The organism is Pseudomonas sp. GW823-FHT03E05 (assembly GCF_058796855.1).
This window is the reverse complement of record NZ_JBXAJB010000001.1, coordinates 111,303-130,254: the sequence shown is the minus strand read 5'-3', so window position 1 is coordinate 130,254 and position 18,952 is coordinate 111,303. Positions and strand designations below refer to the sequence as shown.

Here is an 18,952-nt window from a genome sequence, read left to right as displayed (position 1 = left end):
CCAAGATGGGGGCTGCCTGGAAAAAAAACAAGCTCAAAGACAGCACTTTAAGGCGCTAAAAACAAAGGGGCCCGAAGGCCCCTTCTTTCATTCCAACAGCGCGACGCTTACGCGTCTGGCGCTGCCTTGGCCGTCGGCTCACTGTTCTCATAGATGTACAGTGGCTGGGACTTGCCTTCAATAACGCTTTCGTCGATCACTACTTTACTCACCTCGGACTGCGAGGGGATTTCATACATAGTGTCGAGCAGAACACCTTCAAGAATGGAGCGCAGACCACGAGCACCAGTCTTGCGTTCAAGGGCTCGCTTGGCGACGGACTTCAAGGCATCGGTACGGAACTCCAGGTCAACACCTTCCATCTCGAACAACTTGGCGTACTGCTTGGTCAAGGCGTTCTTCGGTTCGGTGAGGATCTGAATCAATGCCGCTTCGTCCAACTCATCCAAGGTCGCCAGGACAGGCAGACGACCGACGAATTCCGGGATCAGACCGAACTTGACCAGATCGTCAGGCTCGACTTCACGCAGGGACTCACCGACTTTCTTGCCTTCTTCCTTGCTGCGAACTTCTGCGTTGAAACCGATGCCGCCCTTGGTGGAACGGTTTTGAATAACCTTTTCCAGACCCGAGAACGCACCACCACAGATGAACAGGATGTTACGGGTATCGACCTGCAGGAATTCCTGCTGCGGATGCTTGCGACCACCTTGCGGAGGAACGGAGGCAACCGTGCCTTCAATCAACTTCAACAGGGCTTGCTGAACGCCTTCGCCGGAAACATCCCGGGTAATCGAAGGGTTGTCAGACTTGCGGGAAATCTTGTCGATCTCATCGATGTAGACAATGCCCATCTGGGCCTTCTCTACGTCGTAGTCGCACTTCTGCAGCAACTTCTGAATGATGTTCTCGACGTCTTCCCCCACATAACCGGCTTCGGTCAGGGTAGTGGCATCGGCGATGGTGAAAGGTACATTCAACAGGCGAGCCAGGGTTTCGGCCAACAGCGTCTTACCCGAACCTGTAGGGCCGATCAGCAAGATGTTGCTCTTGCCAAGTTCGACGTCGTCACTCTTCTTGTCACGCTGGTTCAGACGCTTGTAGTGGTTGTACACCGCTACTGCTAGAACCTTTTTTGCACGCTCCTGACCAATCACGTACTGATCAAGGATGCCGCTGATTTCTTTAGGCGAAGGCAATTTATGCGCGCTGCTCTCGGCCTGTGCTTCCTGCACCTCCTCACGGATGATGTCATTGCACAGGTCGACGCACTCGTCGCAGATAAAGACCGAGGGGCCGGCAATCAATTTGCGCACTTCATGCTGGCTTTTGCCACAGAAGGAGCAATAAAGCAGTTTGCCGTTGTCCTCGCCGTTGCGGGTGTCAGTCATTCGTTCGATCCAAATCCGATAGGCTTGCAACACAAGATGAAGGCTATTGCGGGCTTTTTCAAGCCCGCCACTGATCGGAACAACCGACCATGCCTATTTTGAGCTGCTTATTTTAAGCGGGGCGCTGGTTGATGACTTCGTCGATCAACCCGTACTCACGCGCAGCTTCGGCGCTCATGAAGTTATCGCGATTGGTATCGCGCTCGATTTCTTCCAGGGTGCGCCCGCTATGCTTGGCCATCAGCGTGTTGAGACGCTCACGGATGAAGAGGATTTCCTTGGCATGGATTTCAATATCCGATGCCTGGCCCTGGAAACCGCCCAGTGGCTGGTGAATCATCACTCGGGAGTTTGGCAGGCAGAAACGCTTGCCTGGAGCACCGGCTGTCAGCAAGAACGCGCCCATGCTGCATGCCTGGCCAATACAAGTGGTTGAAACGTTAGGCTTGATGAACTGCATGGTGTCGTAGATCGACATGCCGGCTGTCACCGAACCGCCCGGGGAGTTGATATAGAGATGGATGTCCTTGTCCGGGTTTTCCGCTTCAAGGAACAGCAGTTGCGCACAGATCAGGTTGGCCATGTAGTCCTCTACAGGGCCCACCAGAAAGATCACTCGCTCCTTGAGGAGGCGCGAGTAGATGTCGTAGGCGCGCTCGCCACGAGCGGACTGCTCGACAACCATCGGGACCAGGCCGCCTGCGGCCTGGATATCAGAGTTCTGCTGAATATACGAATTACGGAACATGCTCTGCAGTCACTCCCAAATAGTCACGTCTTGAATACGCATAAGCCAGCGCGAAGGCTGGCTTATGGTGTGTGCTTCGAACGAGAAGAAAATCAGTCGGCTTGAGGTGCTTCTACCGGCTTGACCGCTTCTTCGTAGGAGACCGATTTGTCGGTCACGCTAGCTTTCTGCAGAACAGTATCCACAACTTGTTCTTCCAGCACAACCGAACGAACTTCGTTCAATTGCTGCTCGTTCTTGTAGTACCAGGACACGACCTGCTCAGGTTCCTGATAAGCCGAAGCCATTTCCTGGATCAGCTCGCGAACGCGGTCTTCATCAGGCTTCAGATCGAACTGCTTAACAACCTCGGCAACGATCAGACCCAGTACCACGCGACGCTTGGCCTGCTCTTCGAACAGCTCGGCTGGCAGTTGATCCGGCTTGATGTTGCCACCGAATTGCTGGACAGCTTGAACGCGCAGACGGTTAACTTCGTTGTCCAGCAGCGCCTTCGGCACTTCGATCGGGTTGGAGGCCAGCAGACCGTCCATGACCTGATTCTTCACTTTGGACTTGATGGCCTGACGCAGCTCGCGCTCCATGTTCTTGCGAACTTCGCCGCGGAAGCCTTCCAGACCTGCTTCCTTGATACCGAACTGAGCAAAGAACTCCTCGGTCAGCTCAGGCAGCTTAGGCTCGGAAACGCTATTGACAGTCACAGTGAACTCGGCGGCCTTGTTGGCCAGGTCCAGGTTCTGATAGTTCTCAGGGAAGGTCAGATTCAGGACGCGCTCTTCACCCGCCTTGGCGCCTACCAGGCCTTCTTCGAAGCCAGGAATCATGCGACCCGAGCCCAGCACCAGCTGGGTACCCTTGGCCGAACCGCCAGCGAAGACTTCACCGTCGACCTTGCCAACGAAATCGATGTTCAGTTGATCGTCGTTCTGCGCAGCACGATCGGCCACTTCAAAACGCACGTTCTGCTTGCGCAGGATTTCCAGCATGTTATCCAGGTCGGCATCAGCCACATCAGCGCTCAGGCGCTCAACGGCGATGTTTTCGAAACCGGCAACAGTGAACTCTGGGAACACTTCAAAAGTGGCAACGTACTCCAGGTCCTTGCCCTTCTCCAGCACTTTAGGCTCGACCGAAGGAGCGCCGGCAGGGTTCAGTTTCTGCTCGACAACGGCTTCATAGAAGGAAGCCTGGATCACATCACCTACTGCTTCTTGACGCGCATCAGCCTCATAACGCTGACGGATCACGCTCATTGGAACCTTGCCAGGACGGAAGCCTGGAATCTTGGCCTTTTGGGCAGTCTGCTGCAGACGCTTGTTGACCTGGCTCTCGATGCGCTCAGCCGGCACGGTGATGCTCATGCGGCGCTCAAGAGCAGAAGTATTTTCAACAGAAACTTGCATGGATATTCCTCGTTGCACAGACGTTAGCCGGCCGTTTTCCGACCCCAGAATCAAGGGCATGCATTCTAGAGGGTCAAACTCAAGAAGTCACCCTACTGAAAACGGGTAAAAAACCGCCGGCAATGTGAAGGCGGGGACAAAGGATTGAGCCTCGCCATGAGAGCAAATATTGCGAACCAAACCAGGGCCTCTACTTCAACCCTTCTATATATAGAAGGAGTCGTTCAGCACACCCCTGAAAAACGCCAGCCAATAGCTGAAACCCGGAACCTTCAACGACCAAAGGACAACATTCTGCCACTCAACCGGCTCATCGGATGCAGCCACTTAGAGGTATCGAATCCAGAAACGAAAACGGCGCAGCCCTTTTCAGGTGCTGCGCCGTTATCTGCTATTAACTAGCTACTTTATTGGTGCGGACGAAGAGACTCGAACTCTTACACCTTGCGGCGCTGGAACCTAAATCCAGTGTGTCTACCAATTCCACCACGTCCGCGTAACAAGCTTTTAAAGCAAAGGCGCCAGACTATTAATCTGGCGCCTTCTTCGAATATGGGGTGGACGATGGGGATCGAACCCACGACAACAGGAGTCACAATCCTGTGCTCTACCAACTGAGCTACGCCCACCATATTGCGTTACTTGTGCCAAAGCTGCCTAATGGCGCACCCGGCAGGACTCGAACCTGCGACCATCCGCTTAGAAGGCGGATGCTCTATCCAGCTGAGCTACGGGCGCCTTATTAATCTGTATTCTTTAACGATTACAAACTAATTGCTTTCAGTCGTTACGAGTTAAACATCAACTCTGCCCGACCTTCTTAACCAGTGCTAGGCTGTGCCCGACAAGTGCGACGAATGTTATAGACGGTCCGTTAGGTCGTCAACTCTTTTTTGAAAAAAATTCATTTAATTAAAGGGCTTAGGGGAATTTGCAGACCAAGCGCCTTTGCCCTCACGTTCCGACATGCGAGAATGCGTTCTCTTTTTCTCACCCTCTCGATGGTTAATCACGCGTCATGACTGCACAACTAATCGACGGCAAGGCGATCGCCGCTAGCCTGCGCCAGCAGATCGCCAAACGCGTCGCCGAGCGTCGCCAGCAAGGCCTGCGTACTCCAGGCCTCGCGGTGATTCTGGTCGGCAGCGACCCGGCCTCTCAAGTTTATGTCTCGCACAAGCGTAAAGACTGCGAAGAGGTCGGCTTCCTTTCCCAAGCCTATGACTTGCCCGCCAACACCACTCAAGAGGACCTGGCCGGCTTGATCGACCGCCTCAACGATGACCCGAACATCGATGGCGTCCTGCTGCAGTTGCCGCTTCCCGAGCACCTGGACGCTTCTCTATTACTGGAGCGTATTCGCCCGGACAAAGACGTGGACGGTTTCCATCCTTATAACGTCGGTCGCCTGGCCCAGCGCATTCCACTGCTGCGCCCTTGCACCCCCAAGGGCATCATGACCCTTCTGGAAAGCACCGGTGCCGATCTGTACGGCATGGATGCAGTGGTTGTCGGCGCTTCCAATATCGTTGGTCGCCCGATGGCCATGGAGTTGCTGCTGGCCGGTTGCACCGTGACCGTGACCCACCGCTTCACCAAGGATCTGGCTGGTCATGTCGGCCGTGCCGACCTGGTAGTCGTAGCCGCCGGCAAGCCGGGCCTGGTCAAGGGCGAGTGGATCAAGGAAGGCGCAATCGTCATCGACGTTGGCATCAATCGCCAGGACGACGGCAAGCTGGTGGGTGACGTGGTGTATGAAACCGCCCTGCCCCGCGCCGGCTGGATCACCCCAGTACCTGGTGGCGTCGGCCCCATGACCCGCGCCTGCCTGCTGGAAAACACGCTGTACGCAGCCGAATCGCTGCACAGCTGAGTTTGCTGCCCCGCAACAGAAAACCCGCCAATGGCGGGTTTTTTTTATTCTGAAATTAAAGGCAACCCGGGCTCTTTATCACCCCTGAATCTTAGCCCACGCCCATTGCTGCGCAAAGCCCTACCGTTCAGGAAAAAAACGTGTTTTTTCTTTATTTTTAAGGGCTTTCGGCTGACCGTGGAAGAACAATCGACAGTTCTTCAGCCATACTCATAAAATGTAACGTTTTTCCCAGAAAGCCCGTTAGCCAACGGCATATCCATTCTTTATCGAGTCCGCCCGCGTGAAAATTCGTCTCTCCATTCTCAGCTTGTTGTTTGCTGTGTCCGGCACACTGATCGCGCACAGCGTCGACGCCAGCGAAACCACCGCGGCGCCAAGAGACACTTCACAATTGCATATCGCGTCCGGCAGCGCCCTGCTGCTGGATCTGCAGACCAACAAAGTCATCTATTCCAGCAACCCGGACGTGATAGTCCCCATCGCCTCGGTGACCAAGCTGATGACCGCCATGGTGGTCCTGGACGCCAAGCTGCCCCTGGACGAATACATCTCCATGAACATCAGCGATACCCCGGAAATGAAAGGGGTGTTCTCCCGGGTCAAGCTCAACAGTGAGCTGAGCCGCCGGGACACCCTGCTGATCGCCCTGATGTCTTCGGAAAACCGCGCTGCCGCCAGCCTGGCCCATCACTACCCGGGCGGCTACGCAGCGTTCATCGCCGCAATGAACGCCAAGGCCAAGTCCCTGGGCATGACCCACACCCGCTACGTGGAGCCTACAGGCCTGTCGATCCACAACGTTTCCACCGCCCGTGACCTGAGCAAGTTGCTGGTGGCTTCGCGCAAGTACCCGCTGCTCAGCGAACTGAGTACCACCAAGGAAAAGACCGTAGCCTTTCGCAAGCCCAACTACACCCTGGGCTTCCGTAATACCGACCATCTGGTGAACAAGGAAAAATGGGACATCAAGATCACCAAGACCGGCTTTACCAACCAGGCGGGCCACTGCCTGGTGCTGGTCACCAGCATGGGTAATCGCCCGGTAGCGCTGGTGATTCTCGATGCCTTCGGCAAATACACCCACTTCGCCGATGCCAGCCGCATCCGCAATTGGGTCGAAACCGGTAAGAGCGGCTCGGTACCGGACGTCGCCCTGCGCTACAAAGCGGACAAGAACCTGAAGAACCGTCAGGTCGCCGCTCCCCAGGCCTCACACTGATACCCGGCAAAAAACAACGGCGCCCTCAGGCGCCGTTGTTGTCTGTAGCACACTCAATGACTGTCCAGTGCCTTGCTCGCCCGGGCTGCCGCCTGCTCCTGGCCGGCCTGGGCCAATTCATTGACGGCTTTCAACCAACGCTGGCGATCCACCTTGGCCGGCAACTGGTTGGGAGCCTGGATCAGTACCGCAAAGCTGCCGGCACTCTTCCAGGATGACTCGAACTCGCTGAAGCTCATCAGTTGCCGACGGCTTTTCGCCCCACGCAACAGCACTGTCTGCTTGTCGCGGTTGTAGCCGGCCAGTACGGCATAGCGCGGCTCAGCCCAGAATGTCGAACCCTCGGTAAAGCGCACCAGCACCGGGTAACCCGCCGCCACCTGCGTCAGCAACGCCGACAATTGGTTATCCAGGGGATAGACGACCATGCCGTATTCACGCGCCAGGTTCTGCATGTTCTGCTGCAACTGCGCCTCGGCACCCGGCAGATGCAATGGCTTGTCCAGCAGACCGGGCGTGATCACCACGCCCTGCTGCGACAGCATGCTGGCCAGTGCACCTGGGCCGCTCTGGTACATCTGGCCACGGAAAGACGGCACGCTGTTGAGTTCGACACGTTCCGGCAGGCGCTGGATGTCAGGCTGCACGCTACCGGCACAACCGGCCAGGGCCAAGACACAGGCGCTGGCCAGCAGCGCCACTCGAAACCGAGGAAATACCCGCACCATCTTTGCTCTCTATTCAGACACCGGGCGACCCGCCTCCGGCTGGGGCCCTGATAATAGGGCGCCCGCGGGCAAGGGTATAGCGTTAGGCGCCAGTTAATTGAAAACCATAGAGCGAAGTGTTCGAAGACTCTCGACTATTGGTCAATAGCTTGAAACACATAGGCTACTAGACTGTCGATTGTTAAGAGTGTGTGCCCCGCACGGGGCATAAAGGAGGCACTTATGAGCCTGACAACGACCATCCTGATGCTGATCCTCGGCTGGCTGGCGGTAGCCGCCGCTATGCTCTGGGGCGTGCTGCGCATCACCCGCCGCCACCACCATCAGCCCCGGCAAGCAGCCCCCGCCATCAAGGCTGGAAAGAGCGCCCGGCGTCCTGCCGCTGCCCACTGATCAAGGTTTCCCCTACCCCTGAAACAAAGCGGCCGCCTGACTCCAAGGAGTACAGGCGGCCGCCAGTCATGGCTGCGGATCAAGCGTCGCTATGGGCCGCCTGACGCTTCTGCCGGGCCCGGCGGGCCAGCATGTTGAGACTCTCAATGGCCGCCGAGAAGGCCATCGCCGCATACACATAGCCCTTGGGCACATGGGCGCCGAAACCTTCGGCGATCAGGGTCATGCCGATCATGATCAAGAAGCCCAGGGCCAGCATCACCACGGTCGGGTTGTCATTGATGAACTTGGCCAGCGGTTCGGCCGCCAGCAGCATCACCAGTACCGACACCACCACGGCAATGATCATGATCGGCAAATGCTCGGTCATGCCGACTGCAGTAATGATGCTGTCGATGGAGAACACCATGTCCAGCAACAGGATCTGACCGATCGCTGCGGCAAAGCCGATAGCCACGCCCGGAGTCTCGTTCTTGGCCTGCTCAGGTTCAGGGTCCATGCTGTGGTGGATTTCCGTGGTGGCTTTCCACACCAGGAACAGGCCACCGGCAATCAGGATCATGTCCTTCCAGGAGAAACTCTGCCCCATCACTTCAATCACCGGCTCAGTGAGCTGGACGATGAACGCAATGGTACTGAGCAGCGCCAGGCGCAGGATCAAGGCCATGCCGATACCGATGCGTCGTGCCTTGGCCCGGTGCTTTTGCGGCAACTTGTTGGTGAGGATGGAGATAAAGATCAGGTTATCGATGCCAAGCACGATCTCCATCACCACCAGGGTGGCCAGGGCGACCCATGCGGTGGGGCTTGCAGCGAGCTGTAAAAGGTAATCCATGGGTCAATCCTGACTCGGTTGTATGAAAGATCAGATTTCCTGGGACGCAGGCGCTGGTTTCTTCTCGCTGTCGTCCTCTGGCTTTTCCTTGCCGGTCACGCTCTGAGTCGCATCGCTGAGCGCCTGTTCCGCCGCTTTGTGGGTATCGTCGATGGCCTGCTTGGCCGACTCCGCCGCCTTGCCCAGCATCTGCTGCGCACTTTTTTCCGCCTGGTCACAACCCGCCAGGGTCAGCATAGACAGGGCCAGCAGCGACGCTGCGCCCAAGGTTTTGAAAGACATGCCGTATTCCTCGATAGAACGGACGGGACCAAGTAGGGCCCCGGCGATAGCGAGGCATTCTAAGGAGAGTGATACTTCAGGAAAATTCGTTTTTTTAGCAGTTATACTTCGTTTTTTACGAACTGAATGTGCCCATGCTCAACTACCGCCAGCTGCATTATTTCTGGGTTGTGGCCAAGACCGGCAGCATCGTCCGCGCCTGCGACCAGTTGAACCTGACCCCGCAAACCATCAGCGGCCAGATCAGCCTGCTGGAACAGACTTACGGCATCGAATTGTTTCGCCGGGTTGGCCGCCAGTTGGAGCTGACCGAAGCCGGACGCCAGGCCCTGCCCTACGCCGAGCAGATGTTCCAGCTCGGGGGCGAGCTGGAAGCCATGCTCCGCGCCCGCCCCGACGAACAGCAGATCCAGTTCCGGGTCGGTGTGGCGGATGTGGTGCCCAAGTCCATCGTCTATCGCCTGATCGCCCCGACCATGGAGCTCAGCGAGCCGATCCGCCTGACCTGCCGCGAAGACAAGCTCGAACGCCTGCTGGCGGACCTGGCCATCCAGCGCTTGGACCTGGTGATTTCCGACAGCCCGATGCCCTCGCACCTGGACATCAAGGGCTACAGCCAGAAGCTCGGGGAATGCGGCATCAGTTTCTTCGCCACCGAGGAGCTGGCGCGACGGCACGGCGCCGACTTCCCCCGGGGCCTGCACGGCGCGCCACTGCTGATTCCCGGGCAGGAAACCGTGGTCCGCAGCCGCCTGCTGCGCTGGTTCGCCGAGCAACAGTTGCAGCCACGGATCATCGGTGAATTCGACGACAGCGCCCTGATGCAGGCCTTTGGCCAATCCGGCAGTGGGATCTTCATCGCCCCGAGCGTGATTGCCGACGAGGTCATGCAACAGTACGGAGTGCAACTGATTGGCCAGACCGATGCCGTGGCCGAGTCGTTCTACGCCATTTCCGTGGAGCGCAAGGTCAAGCACCCCGGCATCGTGGCCATTACCGAAGGGGCGCGACGGGAATTGTTCACGCCCCTCAATCTCTGATCAGGAAGCGCAGGCACTCGGCGCTTTGAGCTTCATCAGCAGCAGCGCCAGGGCGATCGACAGCAGAATGAAACCCGAGGCCGCGAATCCCAGGCTGCCCAGGCCCAGGGTATCGATCACCCGGCCGCCGACCATTGCCCCCAGGCCAATGCCCAGGTTGGCCCCGGCAATGTTCAACGAAGCGGCGAAGGCCGGCGCCTGGGGGGCCGCCTTGATCAAGCGCACATGGCTCACCAGGAACATCGCCGCCTGGGTCACGCCCCAGATGGCCATGGCCGCTGCCAACCCCAGGGTCGAATGAATGCTCGGCACCAGGGCTACCATGCCGCCAATCATCAGTGCGCAGAACACCATGGAGGCGATCAGCGGGTGACGGTCCACCGCCCGGCCGCCCAGGGAATTGCCGATCAGGCCCACCGCGCCAAAGCCCATCAGGCACCAGCCCACCAGCGCACCGTCGAACCCGGCCAGGCGCTCGAGTATGTCCGCCAGGTAGGTGTAGGCAGTGAACATGCCGCTAAATACCAGGATCGACAGCAGCACATGCCCTTGCATCAGCGGGCTGCGCAGGATGCGAAACTGCGCCCGCAGGCTCACCTGCTCGTTGTGCTGGCGGGTTTGCGGCAGGTAGATAAACAGCAACAGGGCCTTGGCGAACGCCACCACCGCCAGGATGCCGAAGGCGCTGCGCCAGCCGAACGCATCGGCAATCAGGGTGCCCACGGGAATCCCGAACACCGTGGCGCAGACAATGCCGAAGCCGATCTTGGCAATCGCCCGCCCGGCGTAGTCCGGGCCGACGATGTCCACCGCCGTCTCGCTGGCCAGGGCCCAGAACACCGGCAACCCCAGGGCCGGCACCAGCCGCGCCAGGGACATCACCCAGATGTTCGGCGCCAGCGCCGCCAGGGTATTGGCCAGGCCGAACATCACCAGCACGCTGATAAACAGCTTCTTGCGGGGAAAACGCGCGAAGTAGGCGGTCAGAAATGGCCCGAAGGCAGCCACGGTAAAGGCGAACAGGGTCACTAGCAGCCCGGCCTGGGACACGCTGACCTGCAGGTCGCGGGCAATCGACGGCAACAGGCCGACGATGATGAACTCCGTGGTCAGCACGGTAAAACCGGCGGCCGACAACAGCAGGATGGGCAACAGCATGCAGAACTCCAGAAACAGCGACAGCAGCGACAGCCCGAAGGGCCCGCTGACTGGATAGAAAAAGGGGATGGCGAATCTTAACAGAGTGCGCCCGGCTCCGGGCAACCACCGCGTGCACGGCTCTGCAAGGGGCAAGTGGCAGATCGTCACATCGACGCGGTAACCCCGGCCTGCTGTGATAAAGTCCGCCCCCTGCTGAAAACAGGCCCTGTCGAGTTCGTCTACCCTTCAAACGTCTCGATCGCCCGTCGCCTTTTCAGACTGCGTCTGTGCCTGGCGGTTCAACCACCGGCGCTGGCGACCGGCAGGCTCCGCACATTAAAAAAAACAGAGATACCGCTATGAGCGCTTCACCCCCTTCCTTTCTGCATTCCCTCAAACGCCTGAGCCTGGTCACGCAGATCGTTATCGGCCTGATCGCCGGTATCGCCCTGGCACTGCTGGCACCGGAGGTGGCGAAATCCACCACCTTTATCGGCAAGGTATTCGTCTCGGCGCTCAAGGCCGTGGCCCCGATCCTGGTGTTCGTGCTGGTGATGGCCTCCATCGCCAACCACAAGCACGGCCAGGAAACCCATATCCGGCCGATCCTGGTGCTCTACCTGCTGGGCACCTTCGCCGCCGCCGTGGTGGCGGTGATCGCCAGCAGCCTGTTTCCTTCCGCCCTGGTGCTGTCCACCCACGACGTGGCCATCAGCGCGCCCGGCGGGATCACCGAAGTGCTGCAAAGCCTGCTGCTGAGCGTGGTGGACAACCCGGTCAGCGCCCTGATGAACGCCAACTTCATCGGCATCCTGGCCTGGGCCATTGGCATGGGCGTGGCCATCCGCCATGCCGGCGAGACCACCCGCACCGTGCTCGATGACCTGTCCAACGGGGTGACCGTCATCGTGCGCGTGGTGATCCGCTTCGCGCCCCTGGGGATCTTCGGCCTGGTGGCCTCGACCCTGGCCACTTCGGGCTTCAACGCCCTGCTCGGCTACCTGCACCTGCTGGCGGTCCTGATCGGCTGCATGCTGTTCGTGGCCCTGGTGATGAACCCGTTGATCGTGTTCTGGAAGATTCGCCGCAACCCCTTCCCGCTGGTGCTGACCTGCCTGCGCGAAAGTGGCATCACCGCCTTCTTCACCCGCAGCTCGGCGGCCAACATTCCAGTCAACCTGGAACTGAGCAAGCGCCTGGGCCTGCATGAAGACACCTACTCGGTGTCGATCCCGCTGGGCGCCACCATCAACATGGCCGGCGCGGCAATCACCATTACCGTGCTGACCCTGGCCGCCGTGCACACCCTCGGTATCGCCGTCGACCTGCCCACCGCCGTGCTGCTCAGCGTGGTCGCGGCCATCTGCGCCTGCGGTGCTTCCGGCGTGGCCGGCGGCTCGCTGCTGCTGATTCCCCTGGCCTGCAGCCTGTTCGGCATTCCCAGCGAAATCGCCATGCAGGTGGTGGCCGTGGGCTTCATCATCGGCGTGCTGCAGGATTCGGCGGAAACCGCGCTGAATTCCTCCACCGACGTACTCTTCACCGCCGCCGCGTGCATGGCCCAGGAAGACAAGGCGCAAGCCGCCTGATCCAACGGCCACAAAAAAGCCCGGCCAGGGTCAACCTGGCCGGGCTTTTTTATCGCCTGGGGTTTAGAACGCGCCCATGTAGTCGCGCTTGCCCACTTCCACACCGTTGTGACGCAGGATTGCGTAGGTGGTGGTGACGTGGAAGAAGAACTGCGGCAGGCCGTAGGTCAGCAGGTAGGACTGGCCACTGAAGCGCTTCTCTTTCGGGGTGCCCGGACGGGTCACGATCTCGATGCCTTCCTTGCCATCGATCTGCGCCGGTTGGATGCCGTCGATAAAGGCCAGGACCTTGGCGATCAGCGCCTGCAGGTCGGCGAAGGTGGTTTCAGTGTCGTCGTACTTGGGCAGCTCGACTTCGGCCAGGCGCGCCGATACGCCCTTGGCGAAGTCCACAGCGATCTGCACCTGGCGCACCAGCGGGAACATGTCCGGGTACAGGCGCGCCTGCAGCAGGGCGTTGGGCTCGATGTTCTTCGCCGTGGCGTGGGCTTCGGCCTTGTGCAGCACGTCGCTCAAGGCATTGAGCATTTGCTTGAAGACAGGAACGGAAGCGGCGTACAGGGAAATAGTCATGACAGTCTCGACAGGGAATGGCGGGAATACAGCGAGCAGCGATTATAGCCACAGCACGCCAGCACGGGGCCTTTATCCGCAGCGCTCCTGGCGATACACGCTGGGGGCCACGCCGAACCAGCGCTTGAAGCTCTGGGAAAAACTCGACAGGTCACTGAAGCCAAGCCTTTCGGCAACCTGGGACAGGCTCAGCCGCGGATTGCCCAGCAACTCCAGGGCCCGGGCGCCTCGATGCCCGGCCAGTACCTGCCGATAGCAGGTGCCCTCCTCCTGCAAGCGTCGCTTCAAGGTCCGCACGCTGGTGCACAGCAGCCGGGCCATGGCCGGCAAGTCCGGTACGCTTGCCGCCGGCAGGGCATCCAGGTGCTGGCGGACCAGCGCGGCAACCCCCTGATGGGCCTGTCGCCGCTCCAGCAACTGCGCACACATCTGCTCGCACATGGCCACCGTCAGCGGGTTGGCCTGGGGCAAGGGCCGTTGCAGGAAACGCCGGTCGAAGGCCAGGGTATTGGCGTCGGCCCGATAGTCGGCGGGCACCCCGAGAATCTGCGCCGGCTCGTCCCCTTCCAGCTCAGGGCTGACACTGCGACCGAAACGCAGCAGGCGAAAATCCGCACCGACTATTTCCTGCATCAGCGTCGCGGCGGCCGCCATGTCCCGCTGTAACAGGAACTGCGCCAACAAGGGGTCCGCCACCCGAGGCTCGGCAAAGGTCAGCACCCCGAGCCCCGGCTCCAGCCGGTAGCCGATCTCGGCAAAGGCATAGGTCAGCGGCAGGAAGCGCAAGGCCAGGGCCAGGGCATCCGCCGGGGTGGCGCTGCTGATCAGGCCGTAGCCGAACAGGCCATAGGTGGAGAAGTGATAACGCGCACCCACTGCATACCCCAGGCCCCGGGGCTGGCCGAGCAGCGCCAGCAGGTTACTGGCCAGGCGCAACTCCTGGGCCGCCGACAGCAGGCTGTTGGGGTTTTGCAACTGCTCCCGGGACAGCCCGCAACCGGCCAGCAACCGCGCTGGCGCCAAGCCCTTTTCGCAGCCGAAACCGAGCAGCAGCAAGGCGCTGGACGGTCCCCGGGTGAACGACTGAGTGCTCATGGGCGCGGCTCGTGAAGAAAGGTGTTGGCCCAAATACTAAAGCACTTGTCCCGTTACAGCATGGGGTCCACGGTTTATTCCCCGCATGCTTCACTGATCGGGGCTGCACCGCAGAAACAAGGAAGTGGCCCCGGGAGCATCAACCCTGCGCCGCACAACAATAACAACGAGGTCGTCATGCGCGAATTCGCACCTGCTACACACCCCGCCCCCGACTCGGCCACACCGCTGGAGGCCATCATCATCGGCAGCGGCTTTGGCGGCCTGGGCATGGCCATCGCCCTGCGCAAGGCGGGCGTGCACCGTTTCGTCATTCTTGAAAAAGGCCAGGACGTGGGCGGCGTCTGGCGCGACAACAGCTATCCCGGCGCTGCCTGCGACGTGCCCTCGCACCTGTATTCGTTTTCCTTCGAACCCAACCCGCACTGGTCCCGAGTGTTCGCGCCCCAGGCAGAAATCCATGGTTACCTGCAACATTGTGCCGGCGTCTATGAGCTCAAACCCCATATCCGCTTCGGCGCCGAGGTGCGCCATGCCGAATTCGATACCGCCAATGCCTGCTGGCATGTCACCTGCGCCGATGGCCAGCGCCATGCCGCCCGCCTGCTGATCAGCGCCACCGGCCAGTTGAGCCGCCCGGCCCTGCCCGACCTGCCGGGCATGGACAGCTTCCGCGGCCGGGTCTTCCACTCCGCCCACTGGGATCATGACTATCCCCTGGCGGGCAAGCGGGTGGCGGTGATCGGCACCGGCGCCTCGGCCATCCAGTTCGTCCCGGAGGTTGCCAGGCAGGTGGCCGAACTCAAGGTCTTCCAACGCTCACCGGCCTACATCATGCCCAAGGCCGACCGCCCCTACAGTGCCGAGGAAAAGCAGCGCTTCCTGCGCCAACCCTGGAAGATGAAGCTGGTGCGTGCGGCCCACTACCTGCACTTCGAATCCCGGGCTTTGGGCTTCACGCGCCTGCAGGGCCTGACCAAATGGGTGGTCGGTGGCCCGTTCAAGAAGCTGCTGCACACCTCGGTCGCCAGCCCCGAACTGCGCCGCCAGATGACCCCGGACTACCCCATCGGCTGCAAGCGCATCCTGCTGTCCAACGACTACCTCAAGACCTTCGACCAGCCCCATGTGCACCTGCTGACCCGAGGCATCCGGCAGATCACCGAGCACGGCATCGAAACCCTGGACGGCGAGGAACACGCCGTGGACGCGATCATCTATGGCACCGGTTTCGCCGCCACCGAGTTCCTCTCGCCCATGCGCATCACCGGACGCGACGGGCTCGACCTGAACCAGGCCTGGCAAGGTGGCGCGGCGGCCTACCTGGGCATCAGCGTGCCGGGTTTTCCCAACTTCTTCATGCTCTACGGGCCCAACACCAACCTGGGCCACAACTCCATCATCCATATGCTGGAAAGCCAGATTTCCCACGTCATGCAGGCCCGCCAGGCCCTGCTGGACAGCGGCGCCAGCCATGTGGAAGTGGACGAGCAGCGCCACCAGCGCTTTCAACTGGGCATCCAGCGCCGCCTGGCCACTTCGGTGTGGAGCGGCTGCAAGAGCTGGTATGTCGACGAACGGGGGCACAACAGCACCAACTGGCCAGGCTTCACCTGGTCCTACCGCTGGCTGGCGCGCTATGCCGGGCTGGCGGCCTATCGCCTGTCCAGCCCGCTGGACACCCAGTCCCCAGCCTGCGACGGGCAACGCATAGCCGCCCCCCGGGACTGGTTGGAGCGGGCCAACGCAGCCTTCCTGCGGGTTTTCCTGCGGGTCAGTTTCAGGGCCTTGATCGGCCCGCCCCGGGCCCTGGCCAGCCAGCGCAAGATCGTCGACCGGTTGTCATGGCTGATGCCCGGCTGCCTGGGCGTGAACCGCCGGAGCATGCAGTTGGACGGGCTCTCGTTGCAGATTGTCGACGCCGGAACCAGGGCGCCCAAGGGGGTGATTCTCTACCTGCACGGTGGCGCCTTCTGCCTGGGCAGCCCGCGCTCTCACTACAGCGTCACCAGCCGCCTGGCCAGGGGCAGCGGCTGCGCGGTGTGGGTGCCGGACTACCGGCTGGCCCCGGAACACCCCTACCCCGCCGCGCTGGAGGATTGCCTGGCCTGTTACGACGCGATCCGCGCCCAGCTCTGCCCGGCGGACAAGCTGCTGATTGCCGGCGACTCCGCCGGCGGCGCCCTGGTGCTGGCCCTGGTGCTGGCCCTGAAGGAGCGTGGTGACGGGATTGCCGCCGGGCTGATGCTGCTGTCGCCGGTCACCGATCCGGACCTGGGCGGCGCCAGCATGCAATCGCGCCAGGAGGCCGACCCGATGATCCGCCGCGACTGGCTGGAGCAAGCCCTCAAGGCCTACGCAGCGCCCGTTCAAGCACTGAGCCACCGCCCCCTGGAAGCAGACCTGCGCGGCTTGCCACCGATGCTGATCCAGGTGGGCGACCAGGAACTGCTGCTGTCCGACTCCACGCGCCTGGCCGAGCGTGCCAGGCAGTCCGGGGTGGCTTGCCAGTTGGAAATCCACCAGGGCCGCTGGCACGTGTTCCAGTTGCAGGCGTTCTACCTGCGCTCGGCGAGAAACGCCCTGCTGGGCCTCGCCCGGTTTGCCCGCCAATGCCTGGAGACCGCAGGCCAAACCCCGCAGGCAGCCGACTCACCCCGTACGACACAGCCTGCAACAGATCCGCAACCCAGCTGAACCGGCCGCCCTCGCCCAAAGCATGGTGGCGGGGGCGGCCCGGTCAACCGGCGCCGGCGCGAGCCGCGCCAAGTTCTGATGGCAAGATCCGGGTTCTGGAGGTAAAACAGAGCCCCTCGAAAGTGGCCGACCCGGCCACGCAGAAAACCCGGACGCTGTTCCAGCGCCCGGTGGCGTTTTTTTTCACGATCCATCCATCAGTGACCAAGGGACCAGCACTTATGAGCAGCGAGCACGACACACCCGGTGAAGCACTGCGCTTGAGCAGTACCGATATCCGCATCCTGGGTTCGTTGATCGAAAAGCAGGCCACCAGCCCGGAAACCTATCCCCTGACCCTCAACGCCCTGGTGATTGCCTGCAATCAGAAAACCAGCCGCGAACCGGTGATGAACCTGACCCAGGGCCAGGTCGGGCAAAGCCTGCGTGCCCTCGAAGCCCAGGGCTTCACCCGCCTGGTGATGGGCAGCCGCGCCGATCGCTGGGAACAGCGCCTGGACAAGGCCCTGGAACTGGTGCCGGCGCAACTGATCCTGTGCGGCCTGATGTTCCTGCGTGGCCCGCAGACGGTCAACGAACTGCTGACCCGTAGCGGGCGCATGCATGATTTCGAAGACAGCGAGCAGGTCCTGCACCAGCTCGAACGCCTGATTGCCCGGGGCCTGGCCCTGCACATTCCGCGGCAGGCCGGCCAGCGCGAAGACCGTTATACCCACGCCCTGGGTGACCCGGCGGACATCGAGGCAATCCTCGCCGCCCGCAGCAACCCGGTTGAGCGCAGCGCCGGCGGCGCGGTTTCAGTGGAACGCATCGAAGAACTGGAAGCGCGGATCGCTGCCCTGGAAGAGCGCCTGGCCCAACTCGAAGGCTGAACCCCGGAGCCGCTGCCGCAGGCTGCGATCGACCTCGAAGGGGGCTTCAGGGCCCTGCGGGCCTTGTCGCGGCCTGCGGCAGCGGTGACAGGGCTTCGGGCTCAGGGGCGGGCGAAGGCCACGGCCTTCTGGAACTGCTCTTCGCTCGGGCGCACCCCGGTATAAAGCACGAACTGCTCCAGCGCCTGGATGGCAATCACTTCCAGCCCGGTGATGACCTGCTTGCCCTCGGCCCGGGCCCGCAGGATCAACGGCGTCTCCGGCGGCACCGCCACTACATCGAACACCGTCTGCGCCGCCTTTATCGCCTCGGCGTCGAACGCCAACTGCTGCGCCTCTGGCCCGCCGCTCATGCCGATCGGGGTGACGTTGATCAGCATCTGCGGCCGCAGGCTGCCCAACTCGGCCTGCCACTCATAACCCAGGGAGCTGGCCAGGGCGCGCCCGGCCACTTCGTTGCGGGCCACGATCACCCCGTTGGCATAACCACCATCACGCAAGGCACTGGCCACGGCCTTGGCCATGCCGCCGCTGCCGCGCAGGGCAAAGCTCGACTCTCGAGGCACCCCGTGGCCCGCGAGCAATTGCGCCACGGCGATGTAGTCGGTGTTGTAGGCCTTGAGATGGCCGTTGGTGTTGACGATGGTATTGATCGAGGCAATGGCCCGGGCCGAGGCATCCAGCTCATCCACCAGGGCGATGCAGTCTTCCTTGAACGGCATGGACACCCCGCAACCGCGGATGCCCAGCGCCCGGATCCCGGCGACGGCGCCGGGCAGGTCCTGGCTGCTGAAGGCCTTGTAGTAGAAATTGAGACCCAACTGCTCATACAGGTGGTTGTGAAAACGCAGGCCGAAATTCCCCGGGCGCCCGGACAAGGACATGCACAACTGAGTGTCTTTGTTGGGGTTCATTTGCATATCGGTTTCCTCGCTCGGCACTTTCAGATGGACGGGATTGGTCTGGCGCGCCGCTTGGCCTGATCATATCGGCGCGTGTTCACCGGCCTTCGCCACCGCCCAGGGATGACGGTAAAGAGACCGGTACAGACCTTACACAATATTTACTCAG

The 18,952-nt window shown here is 61.1% G+C and carries 17 protein-coding genes and 3 tRNA genes; 7 read left to right on the top strand and 13 right to left on the bottom strand.

Features of this window, described 5'->3' with window-relative positions; genetic code table 11:
- Positions 1-107: 107 nt before the first annotated feature.
- The 6 genes from clpX to AC1RCO_RS00510 form a co-directional block, all read right to left on the bottom strand.
- Complete coding sequence (clpX, locus tag AC1RCO_RS00535) at positions 108-1,391, bottom strand: ATP-dependent Clp protease ATP-binding subunit ClpX (RefSeq protein ID WP_011062273.1); 1,284 nt, start codon at positions 1,389-1,391, stop codon at positions 108-110.
- 112 nt (positions 1,392-1,503) lie between these two features.
- On the bottom strand, positions 1,504-2,139 hold the full coding sequence (gene clpP, locus AC1RCO_RS00530) for an ATP-dependent Clp endopeptidase proteolytic subunit ClpP (protein WP_011062274.1): 636 nt from the start codon (positions 2,137-2,139) through the stop codon (positions 1,504-1,506).
- A gap of 92 nt (positions 2,140-2,231) precedes the next feature.
- Complete coding sequence (gene tig, locus AC1RCO_RS00525) at positions 2,232-3,542, bottom strand: trigger factor (RefSeq protein ID WP_401261943.1); 1,311 nt, start codon at positions 3,540-3,542, stop codon at positions 2,232-2,234.
- Positions 3,543-3,953: 411 nt separating this feature from the next.
- Positions 3,954-4,038 (bottom strand) — tRNA-Leu (locus AC1RCO_RS00520).
- A 57-nt stretch (positions 4,039-4,095) separates the two neighbouring features.
- Positions 4,096-4,171: transfer RNA gene (locus tag AC1RCO_RS00515), tRNA-His, on the bottom strand.
- 32 nt (positions 4,172-4,203) lie between these two features.
- Positions 4,204-4,280: transfer RNA gene (locus tag AC1RCO_RS00510), tRNA-Arg, on the bottom strand.
- Between the two features lie 280 nt (positions 4,281-4,560).
- On the opposite strand from AC1RCO_RS00510, the gene folD reads away from it, so the two are divergent.
- Positions 4,561-5,415 (top strand): bifunctional methylenetetrahydrofolate dehydrogenase/methenyltetrahydrofolate cyclohydrolase FolD, encoded by an 855-nt coding sequence (folD, locus tag AC1RCO_RS00505; protein ID WP_011062276.1) that lies wholly within the window; start codon positions 4,561-4,563, stop codon positions 5,413-5,415.
- Between the two features lie 283 nt (positions 5,416-5,698).
- Entirely contained in the window at positions 5,699-6,637 is a 939-nt protein-coding gene (gene pbpG, locus AC1RCO_RS00500) for a D-alanyl-D-alanine endopeptidase (RefSeq protein WP_011062277.1), read from the top strand.
- A 53-nt stretch (positions 6,638-6,690) separates the two neighbouring features.
- Here the strand turns inward: pbpG and AC1RCO_RS00495 are convergent, their stop codons facing one another.
- On the bottom strand, positions 6,691-7,365 hold the full coding sequence (locus AC1RCO_RS00495; protein ID WP_011062278.1) for a peptidase C39 family protein: 675 nt from the start codon (positions 7,363-7,365) through the stop codon (positions 6,691-6,693).
- A 222-nt stretch (positions 7,366-7,587) separates the two neighbouring features.
- On the opposite strand from AC1RCO_RS00495, the gene AC1RCO_RS00490 reads away from it, so the two are divergent.
- Entirely contained in the window at positions 7,588-7,758 is a 171-nt protein-coding gene (locus AC1RCO_RS00490) for a hypothetical protein (protein WP_011062279.1), read from the top strand.
- Positions 7,759-7,837: 79 nt separating this feature from the next.
- Here the strand turns inward: AC1RCO_RS00490 and AC1RCO_RS00485 are convergent, their stop codons facing one another.
- Positions 7,838-8,593 (bottom strand): TerC family protein, encoded by a 756-nt coding sequence (locus tag AC1RCO_RS00485; RefSeq protein ID WP_011062280.1) that lies wholly within the window; start codon positions 8,591-8,593, stop codon positions 7,838-7,840.
- A 30-nt stretch (positions 8,594-8,623) separates the two neighbouring features.
- Positions 8,624-8,875, bottom strand: coding sequence for a hypothetical protein (locus AC1RCO_RS00480; protein ID WP_011062281.1), 252 nt, complete (start codon positions 8,873-8,875; stop codon positions 8,624-8,626).
- A gap of 134 nt (positions 8,876-9,009) precedes the next feature.
- Between AC1RCO_RS00480 and nhaR the strand changes: the two genes are divergently transcribed.
- Positions 9,010-9,915 carry a transcriptional activator NhaR gene (gene nhaR, locus AC1RCO_RS00475; protein WP_019092849.1) on the top strand — a complete coding sequence of 302 codons (906 nt, stop codon included), beginning with the start codon at positions 9,010-9,012 and terminating at the stop codon, positions 9,913-9,915.
- Here the strand turns inward: nhaR and AC1RCO_RS00470 are convergent, their stop codons facing one another.
- Positions 9,916-11,073 carry an MFS transporter gene (locus AC1RCO_RS00470; RefSeq protein WP_019092848.1) on the bottom strand — a complete coding sequence of 386 codons (1,158 nt, stop codon included), beginning with the start codon at positions 11,071-11,073 and terminating at the stop codon, positions 9,916-9,918.
- A 341-nt stretch (positions 11,074-11,414) separates the two neighbouring features.
- Here AC1RCO_RS00470 and sstT point away from each other — a divergent pair, with 341 nt between their 5' ends.
- Positions 11,415-12,644, top strand: coding sequence for a serine/threonine transporter SstT (gene sstT, locus AC1RCO_RS00465; protein WP_011062284.1), 1,230 nt, complete (start codon positions 11,415-11,417; stop codon positions 12,642-12,644).
- 63 nt (positions 12,645-12,707) lie between these two features.
- Here sstT and AC1RCO_RS00460 read toward each other — a convergent pair whose 3' ends face one another.
- Positions 12,708-13,217, bottom strand: coding sequence for a DUF1993 domain-containing protein (locus tag AC1RCO_RS00460; RefSeq protein ID WP_011062285.1), 510 nt, complete (start codon positions 13,215-13,217; stop codon positions 12,708-12,710).
- 72 nt (positions 13,218-13,289) lie between these two features.
- Positions 13,290-14,312 (bottom strand): AraC family transcriptional regulator, encoded by a 1,023-nt coding sequence (locus AC1RCO_RS00455; protein ID WP_011062286.1) that lies wholly within the window; start codon positions 14,310-14,312, stop codon positions 13,290-13,292.
- Positions 14,313-14,489: 177 nt separating this feature from the next.
- Between AC1RCO_RS00455 and AC1RCO_RS00450 the strand changes: the two genes are divergently transcribed.
- Both AC1RCO_RS00450 and AC1RCO_RS00445 read left to right on the top strand, forming a co-directional pair.
- Positions 14,490-17,009, top strand: coding sequence for a flavin-containing monooxygenase (locus tag AC1RCO_RS00450; RefSeq protein WP_492617217.1), 2,520 nt, complete (start codon positions 14,490-14,492; stop codon positions 17,007-17,009).
- 221 nt (positions 17,010-17,230) lie between these two features.
- Positions 17,231-17,881: a YceH family protein gene (locus AC1RCO_RS00445; RefSeq protein ID WP_019092845.1), complete on the top strand. Its 651-nt coding sequence runs from the start codon at positions 17,231-17,233 to the stop codon at positions 17,879-17,881.
- 101 nt (positions 17,882-17,982) lie between these two features.
- Here AC1RCO_RS00445 and AC1RCO_RS00440 read toward each other — a convergent pair whose 3' ends face one another.
- Positions 17,983-18,801 (bottom strand): shikimate 5-dehydrogenase, encoded by an 819-nt coding sequence (locus AC1RCO_RS00440; RefSeq protein ID WP_011062289.1) that lies wholly within the window; start codon positions 18,799-18,801, stop codon positions 17,983-17,985.
- Between the last annotated feature and the right edge of the window lie 151 nt (positions 18,802-18,952).

Excerpts from the sequence above, each read along its gene's own strand:
- clpX (WP_011062273.1), bottom strand. The coding sequence starts at position 1,391 with ATGACTGACACCCGCAACGGCGAGGACAACGGCAAACTGCTTTATTGC.
- clpP (WP_011062274.1), bottom strand. The coding sequence starts at position 2,139 with ATGTTCCGTAATTCGTATATTCAGCAGAACTCTGATATCCAGGCCGCA.
- tig (WP_401261943.1), bottom strand. The coding sequence starts at position 3,542 with ATGCAAGTTTCTGTTGAAAATACTTCTGCTCTTGAGCGCCGCATGAGC.
- folD (WP_011062276.1), top strand. The coding sequence starts at position 4,561 with ATGACTGCACAACTAATCGACGGCAAGGCGATCGCCGCTAGCCTGCGC.
- AC1RCO_RS00495 (WP_011062278.1), bottom strand. The coding sequence starts at position 7,365 with ATGGTGCGGGTATTTCCTCGGTTTCGAGTGGCGCTGCTGGCCAGCGCC.
- AC1RCO_RS00490 (WP_011062279.1), top strand. The coding sequence starts at position 7,588 with ATGAGCCTGACAACGACCATCCTGATGCTGATCCTCGGCTGGCTGGCG.
- AC1RCO_RS00485 (WP_011062280.1), bottom strand. The coding sequence starts at position 8,593 with ATGGATTACCTTTTACAGCTCGCTGCAAGCCCCACCGCATGGGTCGCC.
- AC1RCO_RS00480 (WP_011062281.1), bottom strand. The coding sequence starts at position 8,875 with ATGTCTTTCAAAACCTTGGGCGCAGCGTCGCTGCTGGCCCTGTCTATG.
- nhaR (WP_019092849.1), top strand. The coding sequence starts at position 9,010 with ATGCTCAACTACCGCCAGCTGCATTATTTCTGGGTTGTGGCCAAGACC.
- AC1RCO_RS00470 (WP_019092848.1), bottom strand. The coding sequence starts at position 11,073 with ATGCTGTTGCCCATCCTGCTGTTGTCGGCCGCCGGTTTTACCGTGCTG.
- sstT (WP_011062284.1), top strand. The coding sequence starts at position 11,415 with ATGAGCGCTTCACCCCCTTCCTTTCTGCATTCCCTCAAACGCCTGAGC.
- AC1RCO_RS00460 (WP_011062285.1), bottom strand. The coding sequence starts at position 13,217 with ATGACTATTTCCCTGTACGCCGCTTCCGTTCCTGTCTTCAAGCAAATG.
- AC1RCO_RS00455 (WP_011062286.1), bottom strand. The coding sequence starts at position 14,312 with ATGAGCACTCAGTCGTTCACCCGGGGACCGTCCAGCGCCTTGCTGCTG.
- AC1RCO_RS00450 (WP_492617217.1), top strand. The coding sequence starts at position 14,490 with ATGCGCGAATTCGCACCTGCTACACACCCCGCCCCCGACTCGGCCACA.
- AC1RCO_RS00445 (WP_019092845.1), top strand. The coding sequence starts at position 17,231 with ATGAGCAGCGAGCACGACACACCCGGTGAAGCACTGCGCTTGAGCAGT.
- AC1RCO_RS00440 (WP_011062289.1), bottom strand. The coding sequence starts at position 18,801 with ATGCAAATGAACCCCAACAAAGACACTCAGTTGTGCATGTCCTTGTCC.